10 protein-coding genes are annotated in these 11,679 nt (G+C 69.0%); 6 read left to right on the top strand and 4 right to left on the bottom strand.

Annotation, left to right across the window (positions count from 1 at the left end):
• Positions 1–204, bottom strand: a 204-nt coding sequence (locus tag NN2_RS38185) for a hypothetical protein (RefSeq protein ID WP_439955858.1), incomplete at its 3' end; no start/stop codon positions are given.
• Positions 205–468: 264 nt separating this feature from the next.
• Positions 469–1,176 (bottom strand): TetR/AcrR family transcriptional regulator, encoded by a 708-nt coding sequence (locus NN2_RS17960; protein ID WP_063015104.1) that lies wholly within the window; start codon positions 1,174–1,176, stop codon positions 469–471.
• Positions 1,177–1,626: 450 nt separating this feature from the next.
• On the opposite strand from NN2_RS17960, the gene NN2_RS17955 reads away from it, so the two are divergent.
• A complete protein-coding gene (locus NN2_RS17955) occupies positions 1,627–3,342 on the top strand; it encodes a GMC oxidoreductase (protein ID WP_063015102.1) in 1,716 nt (571 codons plus the stop codon).
• Between the two features lie 55 nt (positions 3,343–3,397).
• On the opposite strand, the gene NN2_RS17950 is transcribed toward NN2_RS17955, so the two are convergent.
• Positions 3,398–3,877: an HAD-IIIC family phosphatase gene (locus NN2_RS17950; RefSeq protein WP_030514463.1), complete on the bottom strand. Its 480-nt coding sequence runs from the start codon at positions 3,875–3,877 to the stop codon at positions 3,398–3,400.
• 197 nt (positions 3,878–4,074) lie between these two features.
• Entirely contained in the window at positions 4,075–5,163 is a 1,089-nt protein-coding gene (locus NN2_RS17945; RefSeq protein ID WP_063015100.1) for a TerD family protein, read from the bottom strand.
• A gap of 206 nt (positions 5,164–5,369) precedes the next feature.
• On the opposite strand from NN2_RS17945, the gene NN2_RS17940 reads away from it, so the two are divergent.
• The 5 genes from NN2_RS17940 to NN2_RS17920 all read left to right on the top strand — a co-directional run bounded on the left by NN2_RS17940 (position 5,370) and on the right by NN2_RS17920 (position 11,435).
• Complete coding sequence (locus tag NN2_RS17940) at positions 5,370–5,825, top strand: DUF2599 domain-containing protein (RefSeq protein ID WP_227462929.1); 456 nt, start codon at positions 5,370–5,372, stop codon at positions 5,823–5,825.
• A 147-nt stretch (positions 5,826–5,972) separates the two neighbouring features.
• A complete protein-coding gene (locus NN2_RS17935; protein WP_245007379.1) occupies positions 5,973–7,352 on the top strand; it encodes an aminotransferase class V-fold PLP-dependent enzyme in 1,380 nt (459 codons plus the stop codon).
• Complete coding sequence (locus tag NN2_RS17930; RefSeq protein WP_245658751.1) at positions 7,349–8,662, top strand: heavy-metal-associated domain-containing protein; 1,314 nt, start codon at positions 7,349–7,351, stop codon at positions 8,660–8,662. Before NN2_RS17935 ends, NN2_RS17930 begins: the two co-directional genes overlap by 4 nt.
• Positions 8,659–10,107, top strand: coding sequence for a type III PLP-dependent enzyme domain-containing protein (locus tag NN2_RS17925; RefSeq protein ID WP_063015096.1), 1,449 nt, complete (start codon positions 8,659–8,661; stop codon positions 10,105–10,107). The genes NN2_RS17930 and NN2_RS17925 overlap by 4 nt, the downstream gene beginning before the upstream one ends.
• Positions 10,107–11,435 carry a pyridoxal-phosphate dependent enzyme gene (locus NN2_RS17920; RefSeq protein ID WP_063015094.1) on the top strand — a complete coding sequence of 443 codons (1,329 nt, stop codon included), beginning with the start codon at positions 10,107–10,109 and terminating at the stop codon, positions 11,433–11,435. The genes NN2_RS17925 and NN2_RS17920 overlap by 1 nt, the downstream gene beginning before the upstream one ends.
• Positions 11,436–11,679: the final 244 nt, after the last annotated feature.

The following is an 11,679-nucleotide window of genomic DNA, read 5'->3' as shown; positions in this document are numbered from 1 at the left end:
GGCAGCGGTCGGTGCGGCGCGGGTGGCTCGGCGCCGCGGTTCGGTGTCGCCGCGTTCGGGTGCGAGGGCCTGCGCGGGTGCGGGACGACGCCGGGGGCTCGGTTCGGCGGCGGCGTCGGGTTGTTCCCGTCGTCCCGGACGATGTGGCGGCGGGGCTGCTCGGCGGGTGCGTTCGCTGTCGCGCTGGTCGGCGGGTGCGGCCATGCCGCGACTCCAGGGCGGGGTGGCCGCCCGGACCGTGCGGGGGCTATGTCGACCGGACCGATCTTGCGGCGACTCGTCGTCGGGTCGCGCGTGCCGCGATCGGCCGCTGCCGCCGCGGGGATCCACCACCGGGATCGGTTCGGTTTCGTCGTTCATTTCGCCGTTCAGTCTTTCATTCCCGGATATGGGAAAGCTGAGAATGAGCTTTATCGGGTTGTGACATCCTGCACGATGGCAGTCACGAATGCATACCCGCCGCGCAGGCTAGTCCGCTGGGGCAGCGCGGAATCCGAGGATCGCGCACAGATTGTCCAGGTGGACGTCGAAAACCTGGGTGCGGTCGGTGAAGGTCTGCGCGCCGTACATGTCGAACACGTCGAAGCTCACCGCGCCGAACAGGCCGGTCCACACCGTCAGCGTGCGCACCATCGCCCAGTCCGGCAGCTCCAGCCCGAATTCGGCCCGGATGCGCTCGATGTCGGCGGCCAGTTCGGCCGGGGTCGCCGAGAGGGGGTCCGGCGTCGTGAGCTCTCCTGCGCGACAGGCGTTTTCGACGATGGCGAGCAGTGATCCGATCACCCGGGTGCCGGGGGCGGTCGTCTCCTGGGCGGGTGCGTCGTAGCCGGGGACGGGGGTCCCGAACAGCAGGCCGTAGCGGGCCGGTTCGGCCAGCGCCCAGTCGCGCACGGCGTGGGCCAGCACCCGCAGCCGGGCGGCGCCGTCGGCGGGTGCGCCGGCCAGGGCGGCGTCGACGGCGTCGGCCAGTTCGGTGTAGCCGTCGACGACGAGCATGGTCAGCAGTTCGTCGCGGCTGCGCACGTAGCGGTACACCGCCGAGGAGACCACGCCGAGGTCGCGGGCGACAGCGCGCAGCGACAGCGCCGCGGCGCCGTGTACCGCCAGATGGTCACGGCCGATGCGCACGATCTCGTCCATCGTGCGGGCGCGGGCGCGGGATCGGGGAGTGCTCATACCCCCACCCTGCCATACAGAGAGCGGTGCTTACCAGAGTGATCGGCGATCTGGCGGTGCGAGTCGTACTTGTCACAAATCGTGACGCAGATTACTGTTACCCGCCGGTAATGAGCGTGCCCGGCCACCGACCGGCGAACAAAAGCGAGGAGATCGACACCTGATCGATTCGAGATCGCCGCTCGCCCCGCCGTCGCCGCCGACCCGCACCGCAACTCGGCCGGACCTGCCGCGCCGGCCCTGCGGTCACGCGCCGATTTTCCCTCGATCTGCGCCATGAGCAGGCGCGACATTGTTTAGGGATACCGAGGGACACACCTAAACTACTCGGTAGTAGCGTTGATATTCGTCACCGGCGACACACACTCACGGAGGCCCGATGAGACACCATGCGCAGCCCGTTCACGGGGCCGACCGGTTGCGGGTTGCCCGCACCCGGCAGGAGCGGCCATGACCGCGCGCGACACCGATTTCGACGTCCTGATCGTCGGCTCCGGATTCGGCGGCAGCGTCACCGCGCTGCGTCTGGTCGAGAAGGGTTACCGGGTCGGCATTCTCGAGGCCGGTCGCCGCTTCGCCGACGACGAACTGCCCGAAACCAGCTGGGACCTCCGCAAATTCCTGTGGGCTCCCGCCCTGGGCTGCTACGGCATCCAGCGCATCCACCTGCTGCGCGATGTGCTGATCCTCGGCGGCGCGGGCGTCGGTGGCGGCTCGCTCAACTACGCCAACACCCTCTATGTGCCGCCGGAACCGTTCTTCCAGGACAACCAGTGGCGCGACATCACCGATTGGCGCGCCGAACTGACGCCCTACTACGAGCAGGCCACCAAGATGCTGGGCGTGGTGCGCAATCCGCACATCACCCCCGCCGACGAGGTGTTCAAGCAGGTCGCCGACGACATGGGCGTCGGTGACACCTTCGTGCAGACCCCGGTGGGCGTGTTCTTCGGCGAGCCCGGAAGAACCGTGGCCGACCCGTATTTCGGCGGTGTCGGCCCGCAGCGCACCGGCTGCCTGGAATGCGGCGAATGTATGACCGGCTGCCGCCACGGGGCCAAGAACACGCTGGTGAAGAACTACCTGTATCTGGCCGAGCAGGCCGGTGCGCAGGTGCTGCCGCTGACCACGGTCACCGCGGTGCGGCCGCTGCCCGACGGCAGCTGGCAGGTGGACACCCGCCGCACCGGCGCGAAGATCCGCAGATCACCGGCCTCCTACACGGCCGGACACGTCGTCCTGGCCGCCGGCACCCGCGGCACCCAGAAGCTGCTGTTCGACATGCGCGACAAGGGAATTCTGCCGCAGCTGTCGCCGCGGCTGGGCGAGCTGACCCGCACCAACTCCGAATCCATTCTGGGCGCGGCGACCCCGACGGTGGACCCCGAGCGCGACTTCACCCGCGGTGTGGCCATCACCTCCTCCATCCACCCCACCCCCGACACCCACATCGAACCGGTCCGCTACGGCAAGGGATCCAATTCGATGGGGCTGCTGCAGACGCTGATGGTCGACGGCGGCGGCCGGATCCCGCGCTGGCTGCGGTTCCTGCTGGAAGTGCTGCGCCATCCGCTGACCCTGCTGCGGATGCTCAGCGTGCGCAACTGGAGCGAGCGCACGGTCATCTCGCTGGTGATGCAGCATCTGGACAACTCCATCACCACCTACACCAAGCGCGGTGTGTTCGGCCGCAAGCTGACCTCCAAACAGGGCCACGGCGAACCGAATCCGACCTGGATCCCGGCCGGCAACGATGTGACCCGCCGCGTGGCGGAGAAGATCGGCGGCACCGCGGGCGGCACCTGGGGCGAGGTGTTCAACATCCCGCTGACCGCCCACTTCCTGGGCGGCGCGGTGATCGGCGCCGACGCCGATCACGGTGTCATCGACCCCTACCACCGCGTCTACGGCTATCCGACGCTGAGTGTGGTCGACGGCGCGGCGGTGTCGGCGAACCTCGGTGTGAACCCGTCGCTGACGATCACCGCGCAGGCCGAACGGGCGGCCGCACTGTGGCCGAACAAGGGCGAACAGGACACCCGCCCGCCGCAGGACAGCCCCTACCAGCGCATTTCCCCGGTCGCGCCGCGGCAGCCGGTGGTTCCGGCCTCGGCGCCGGCGGCGCTGGTGCTGCCGATCGTCGAAATCAAGCGCGACAGCGCCTGATTCATCCGCACCCGCGATCCGGCCGCCGTGGCGATCTCTCGCCGCGGCGGCCGGTTCAGTTCGCGGAGATGTGGGCGAAGCCCATCGGCGAGGTCGGCGGCGGCGCCGAGGTCAGCGGCGCCCGGAATTCCTGCAGCGCGGTGAGCACATCGACGTGACGTCCGGCATAGCAGCGCACCTGCGGTAGCGCGTGGGCGACCTCGCTGCGTTCCATGGCCTCGGCGTCGATGTAGCCGATCGCGTCGAGTTCGATCCGCAACTGTGCCGCGATCCGCGTGATCGCCGCCGATTTACGACCCCACCCGACCTCGACGGCGGCGAACAGCCCGTGCAGGCCGTGACGCTCCAATTTGTCGGTCGTCCAGGACCATTCGCCGCGGCTGGCCACGGCGTGCATCACGCCCCGGCCGGTCAGCGTATGCAGCGCCCGCACCGCGTCCGGGCGCAGTGCACCACTGGTCGAATCGCAGACCACACCGTCCCACATGGTGTTGTCCAGTTCCCAGACAAGACATTTCACTGCCGGTGCTGTCATCTCGCCCCTACGGTCCACTCTCCTCAACACCCACATCGGCCACACCCGCGGGGCACAGCCGATGGGTACCGCCACCATCCAGGTACCGATTGTGCCGGACAAGCCCCATCTTTCCTGGGCCGGTCCCGCGAGAGGTCATAGTAGGGATGCGGGGCCGCGCACACCAGCCCTGGCAAATCACTGGCTCGCGGTACGGCTCACAGCGTCGGTGTCACCAGCGGGACGGCCTCCACCGGATGCCCGGCCTGGATGGGGGCGCCGATCGAGGCCACCCGCCACACGCCGCCGTCGCGATACACCTTCGCCACCACCATGCCGGTGTGCGGCCCACCGCCGCGCAGATTGCCCCGCGCCAGCTCGGCGGTCGAGGAACCGTCGATCATACGCCAGTAGCCGTTTCGGATGCGTTCGAAGGTATGCCCCGCATAGGAGGTGACCACGAAGACCACCGACGTCACCTGCGCCGGCAGCCGGGCCAGGTCCACGGTGATGACCTCGTCGTCGCCCTTACCGTCGCCGGTCAGGTTGTCCCCGGAGTGGCGCACCGCACCGTCACGGGAGGAAAGCTGCTGGTAGAACGCCACATCCACGAGTGTCTGCCCGACGAACAGCAGCGCCGAGGCGTCCAGGTCGATCTCGAGGGCGCGCAGCCCGCGCGGGCCGTGCACCTTCATCGGATCCCATCCGACACCCATCTTCACCATCGACAGCTCACCCTTGCGGATCTGGCTGAGCGCCACCTCCTGACCGGGCGCCAGCACCGCCGGTCCGCGATAAGGCAACTCGTCGGCCCCGCCGCCCACCGCGACACCGTGCGCGGTCACCAGCGCCGCGAACCCGGCCGGGAATCCGTGCCCGAGCGGGCGCACCTGCCAGGTGCTGCCGACACGGTCCAGATCGGCGACGATCACCGCCGGTTCCTCACCCAGGCCGTCGACGGTGTACTCGTACACCGCATTTCCGCTCGAATCGGCCACGATCAGCTGCGGCGGCGCGTGATCGCCGAAGCGATCCTGCTGATCCTCGAGCGAGGCCACGATGCGCACATGCTCGATTTCCGGTGGGAGCGAACGCAATCCGATCGACAACTCCGGGCGGCCGGAGGCCAGGCGCACCCCGTGCGCTGCGGGCTGGTTGTAGAAGATCAGATCGGTCTCGTCACGGACCCTGCCGGCCGAATTCAGCAGCAGCGCCGAGACATCGACGGGTTCGCTGTGCCGGACGGATACGACGACCTCGTCGTGGGTCAGACGATCCACCTGTCCCTTGGTCAACTGAGCGGCCACCCTCCCACTCTACGTCGACTCCCGGCGGTATTCGGGCAACACGGGCGCGCGGCCCCGCCGGTTCCGGTGCACCCGGGCGTGGCGGGTAGCGTGAGCGGCGACGGTGGATCGCGACGTCGAAAGGGACGCGGATGAGGTCGGGGGCACGACGAGCACCCGGTCGCGGGCCGCGAGGGGCCGCGGCGGCAGCGTTGGTGGTGTCGGCCGTGTTCGCGGTCGCCGGATGCGGTGACGACTCGGCGAGCACCGAATCCCCCGCGCCCGCAACCACGACCACTGCCGTGCGCACCTCCGAGGCACCGACGAGCGCGCCGCCCGCCGAACCCACCACCGATCCGTTCGCCGGCAGCCCGCTGATCGATCACACCGAATGGACCGACGACCCCGACGGCCGCCGCCTGCACGTCTATCCGACCGCCGCCGGTCGCGCCGACCAATTCCCCACCGCCCTGGACCGCGCCTGGTCGGAGGTGCTCGCCGACTCCCCCGACGCCGATTCGCCCGGCATGTACGACCAGTTCCAATGCCATTGGGTGTGGGCGCGAATGGTCGCACCGAACAAGCCGAGCTGGAATCTGGAACCGTGGCGCCCGGCCGTCGGCTACCAGGCCACCGTCCAGGCGATGTGCAATCCCGGCGGTCCCGACCCGGCCGGCAACTGATCGCGAAACCGGCCTGCTCCGGCCACGATTCGCGGTTCTGGACGATCGACCGGTGAAAAGCGTTGTCCGCGACCGGCTTCGAAGGAGACCGCGGCGATAGGTATCGTGGATGTGGTCGCCAGCGTACGAGCCGAAGGGAGCGTCACGTTGCGGTCGCCGATCCCTCGGCCCGCGCACGCCCACCCGGCGAGCGCCCCGGCCTCCGCACCCACTCCCGCGCACTCCATCGCCCGGATCTCCTCACCCCCTGCGTGTTCGCCTTGCCGCCCGGTCGGCGAGGCCACCGCCCCGGCGGCCGTCCGCGATCTCTTCCCCGCGCTCACCGGCGACGGACCGGTCTATCTGGACAGCGCCGCGACCACGCAGAAACCGCTGCCGGTGATCGAGGCGATCGAGGGCTATCACCGCCGCCACACCGCCAATTCCGGCCGTGGCACCTACCCGTGGGCGACGACGCTGACGCGCGCGATCGAACAGGTCCGCGCCGATACCGCCCGCTTCCTGCACGCCGAGCCGGACGAGGTGGTGTTCACCGCGGGCGCCACGGCCGGCCTCAACGCGGTCGCCCTCGCCTGGGGGCTGACCACCCTCGCCGACGGCGACGAAATCCTCTACAGCCCACGCGATCACGCCTCCAACGTGTATCCGTGGCTGCAGCTGCGGGCCACACTCGCCCACTTCGGCCGCCGGGTGCGGCTGGTCCCCTATCGGACCACCGCACTGGGCGAGGCCGATATCGACGACATCGCCGCCAAACTCGGGCCGCGCACCCGGCTGCTGACCCTCAGCCATCTGCACCACGTCTACGGCGCGCGCACCACTCTCGAGGAGCTGCGCGGCCGCATCGACCCACGGGTGGCCGTGTGTTTCGACTGCAGCCAGAGCGCCGGGCACATCCCGATCGATGTGCGTGAGCTGGGCGCGGATTTCGCGGTGCTGTCGGCGCACAAGATGTTCGCCGCGCCCGGCACGGGGGTGCTGTTCTGCCACCGCCGCATCCACGACCAGCTGAGCCCGTTCCTGCCGGGCGGCAACTCCGGTGTCAGCGTGCGCGATTCGGCGCTGCTGCCGGCTCGGATGCCGCATCGACTCGAAGGCGGAACCCACAACATCCCGGGCATCCTCGCTCTCGGCGCCGCCCTGCGGGTACTCGACTCGATCGGCATCGACACCGTCGAACGGCACAACCGGATGCTGACCCGCCGCCTCCTCGACGGCATGCGCGCACTACCCGGGCTGCGCCTGCTGCCCGGCCCCGGCCACGCCCCCTGCGACACCGGGTACGGCATCGTGTCGTTCACCCTCGACGGGATCACCGCCACCGATCTCGGCTTCGTGCTCGCGGAACTGGGTTTCCTAGTGCGCACCGGCGCGCACTGCGTCCCCACCGGCACCGCGAGCGACGACGCCGAAATGGTTGCGGCCGAGACTGATTCGGTGCGTGTGAGTACTCACGTCTACACCACGGCCGAGGAGATCGACCGTTTCCTCGGTTGCCTCACCACCATCGCCACGGAGGTCCGATGACCACACGCCGCGAAACCGCCGCAGCCGTCTCCACCGCCGCCCCCGAACCGGAGTCCGGGTCCGACGCCGGCAGCGCACCCGAAAGCAACGCAGTGGATTACGACCGCCGCAGCGCGTCCCGGATTCTCGCCGAACTGGCCCGTCCCGGCCTGTTCACCACCGCCGCACCCACGGCGGCGCGCACCATCGCGGTGACCCGCACGCCGGTGCGACCCGAGCCGGGCAGCCACCTGACGCTGTCGCAGCGGATGTATCTGGAATCGTTCATGCGCCCGTGCCGTGCCGATCAGGTCACCAGCGCCACCCATCGGGTGGTGTGGACCGACAGCGACGGCATACCCAATACCGGCCACGTTCGCGCCGGTGGTCTCGGGCCGATCGTGCCGGTCGCGGTCCGCGAAACCGTGCTGGCCCTGTGGCACAGCCTCGAGGCCGATACCGCACTGGCCGAACGGATCGCCGCGCTCACCCCGCACGATCGCGCGGTGCTGGGCGCGACCACCACCGATCAGGATCCGATCGACATCTTCCGCGTCGGTATCGAAGCCACCGGCCGGGCACTGGCACAGCACGCGCTGCTCGCCGCCGCGACTCCGTACCGGACCGCTACCGAATTCGCCCGCGGGCTGCGCGATTCCGGCATTTTCGCCGCGGTCGCCACCCGCTGGTACTGGGAGCAGCAGGCCTCCAGCTATCGGCGCGGCATGATCGCGGCCGCCTTCGACACCCAGCCCGACGGCACCGTCCGCTACACCGCCGACACCATCGCCACCCTGCGCGCGATGAAGGACGCCACCATCCACGACGCGCACACCGTGATGCGGCGCGCCACGACCGAGGAAAACCTGTCGGTGGAGGCGGCCATCGGCAAGTATCACGACGAACTCGACCTCATCTCACGCCAATACGCACTGCTGCCGGCGGGCGTGCGCCCGTCGTGCCTGGCGGCGATGCCGCATCGCATCGACGGCGAACACTACAGTCTGCTGCCCGAGGTGGTCGATCGGTTCGTGGACCTGTTCACCCACACCGTGGCCGGACTCGACATCGTCGAAACAGCCGATGTCACAGGCGATCTCGCGGGAACGGCAGAGCATCTGTTCTATGTGCCGGATATGAACTGCAAACATTGTGTGCGCACCATCGGCGGCGTGCTGGAATCGATGCAGATCGCGGTGCACGAGATCGATCTGATCAGCAAGCGGGTGCGCGCCGAATTCCGCAGCGCCCGCAACCGGCACCGAGCCTTCGAAGCGTTGCGCGACAGCGGTTACGTTCCGACCCTCGCGGCCCCGGACCCGGCGGGATGAGCGCACCGCCCGCGTTACCGGCGCTGCTGCATCCCCTGGTCCGCGCCTACCTCGACTGCCCGCACGCCCTCACCGCGGCCGTCGCCCGGTTCGGCACACCCGCGCATCTGCTGTTCCCGCAGGTCTATCTCGACAATCTGCGACGACTGCGGGCCGTACCGGTGCGGCATCGGCTACGGCATCGGATCTGCTACGCGCACAAGGTGAATCATTCGAGAGCGTTACTGGCGACCGCGCACCGAGCCGGTATCGGCGTCGACGTGGCCTCGGCGCAGGAACTCGCCGCGGCCCGCGAGGTGGGTTTCGCGCCCGACGATATCGAGGTGACCGGACCGAAGGGCAGGCGATTGCTCACCGCACTCGCCGGTTCCGGTGCGACGGTGAACGTGGACAATCCGTGGGAATTGCGCGAGCTGGCCGGCCTGGCCACCTCGTCCGCGCCGATCCCGGTGCTGTTGCGGCTGAGCGGCTTCCCCGTCCCCGGCGGACAGTCGGCGGTGAGCCGATTCGGCATCGGCCCCGACGAGGTGGCCGAACAACTGGCGTTACTGGCCGCGAGCCGAGACCGGATCATATTGCGCGGCTTCGCCTTTCACCTCGATTCCGGAGATATCGGTGAACGGGTGCGGGCGGTGGAGGCGTGCCTGGACTGGATCGAACGCGCCTATGCCCACGGCCTGGCCCCCACGGTGCTCGATATCGGCGGCGGGTTCCGGCAGGTGTTCACCGCCGACGCCGACCGGTTCGACCGCTACGCGCTGGCGCTGCGGGATTCGCTCGTCGGGCGCGGGGAGCCGATGAGCTGGGCCGGCAACACCTTCGGATACACGATCGACGACACCGGCGCGCACGGCATCCCGATCTTCCACAAATACGCCAACACGATGCCGGGGCCACGGATGCTCGACGACCTGCTCGGCGCGCCACTGGCCGCCCACGGCGGGCAACCGCTGGCCCGGGTACTCGCCGACAACCTGCTGGAACTGTGGTGCGAACCGGGGAAGGCGCTGGCCGATCATGCCGGGATCACGGTGGCGGGAGTGGAATTCGTCAAGCGCACGGCCGACGGCAGCACGGTGGTGACCGTCGATATCGGGCGTGACACGATCACGCCCGCCGACCAGGAGGTGATGGTGGATCCGCTGCTGCTGCCCGGACCCGAATCCGGCGACCGCCCTGTCAAGGATCCCGGCGGGCCGGTCGGGGTGTACATCGGCGGGCACCTGTGCCTGGAACGCGATCTGATCAGCAATCACAAGGTGTGGTTGCCGCGGCTGCCGCAGCCCGGTGATCTGCTGGTCTTCCCGAATACCGGCGCCTATCACATGGATTTGTCGGCAGCGCGCGCATCGATGCATCCCCTGCCGCCGAAATTGGCCGTCGACTACCGCGACGACGGCTTCCACGTGGTGCCCGACGCCGAATACCGCCCCGGGAGGCCGTGATGCGCTACGACGACATCACCGATCTGATCGGTGACACGCCCCTGCTGCGCCTGGACCCGGCCGTGCACCGGCTGCCCGGGGTGCAACTGTATGCCAAACTCGAGTTCTACAACCCGTTCGGTTCGGTGAAGGACCGCGTCGCCTGGGGCATGATCCGCGACGAGCTCGACGAGATCACCGGGCGCGGGCAGACACTCATCGAGGCCTCCAGCGGCAACACCGCCAAGGCGTTGCGGCTGCTGGGTGCCCGCCGCGGTGTGGGCCTGCACGCGGTGACCAACCGGATCAAGGTCGACGAGGTGCGCGATCTGCTGCAGCTGTTCGGCACGCGGATCGAGGAGCTGCCGGGACTGTCGGAATGCCCGGATCCGACCACACCCAACGACGTGTATTCGGTGATCGAGACGATGATGGCGAAAAGTCCCGGCGCCTACCATCATCCGTCGCAGTACACCAACGAGAAGAACATCGACGCCCACTATCACGGCACCGGGCGCGAGATCCACGAGGACCTGGCGGCCGCCGGACTGGGCGCCGACTATCTCATCGGCGGACTCGGCACCACCGGTTCCACCCGCGGCACCGCCACCTATCTGCGCAAACACCATCCGGACCTGCGCACGATCGCGGTCGTGTCGCAGCGCGGTGACTTCATTCCCGGCATCCGGTCGGAAACCGAGATGTGGGATGTGGGGCTGTTCCAGCCGGAGTTCTACGACCGGATCGTGACGATCGACGCAACCCGGGCGATCGAGGCCACCCTCGAATTGGCCACCGGCTACGGCATTCTCGCCGGCCCCACCAGCGGCGCCGGATACGCCGCCGCGCTGGAGGTGTTGCGCGAGCTGCCGCCGCGGCCGACGCCGATCGTGGCGGTGCTGATCGTGTGCGACCGCATCGAACCGTATCTGTCCTACATCAAGAAACGCCGCCCGGACCTGTTCGACCGCACGGGTTCGGCTGTGGCGGCGCCCACCGACGCGGAACTGCACACCGTCCGCGAACTGTCGGCGGACCAGTTGCGCGAACTCGACGCCACCAGCCGCCCGACGATCGTCGACACCCGCGGCGCGATGGCCTACCGGATCGGGCACATCCCGGGCGCGATCAATATTCGCGACGACCAGCTGGACGACATGTTCGCCCACGGGGTGCCGTTCTCCCGTTCGCGCCCGGTGGTTTTCGTCTGTCCGGTGGGTGATCTGTCCCGCCGCTTCGCCGCCACGGCCGCTCGTGCGGGCTACGAGGCGGCAAGCCTCGCGGGCGGCATCGTCGCCTGGCGTGATGCCGGGTTCGAGCTGGAAAGGGCAGCGCCACCGGCGATCTGAGCGCCGACGGCTGGGCGGGCGCATTGCCCGAGGGGGTGCTGCTGTCGTATGCGCGCGGCGCGCACGACGCGGGGTGGCCGAATGGGTTCTGGGAGCGTTGATCACGCTGTGCCGCGACTTCTCGGTCTTCGCCCGTGCCCATGTTCGACAGCATACGACGACAGTCACTGTCATAGCGTGTTAGGCTGATGGCAGTAGCTGACATCACCGAACCGTTTCGATGACCGTCATCCGCCACATCTCC

Origin of the sequence: Nocardia nova NBRC 15556 (assembly GCF_001613005.1) — a bacterium.
Classification (GTDB): Bacteria; Actinomycetota; Actinomycetes; order Mycobacteriales; family Mycobacteriaceae; genus Nocardia; species Nocardia nova.
This window is presented reverse-complemented; position numbering and strand designations above follow the sequence as displayed.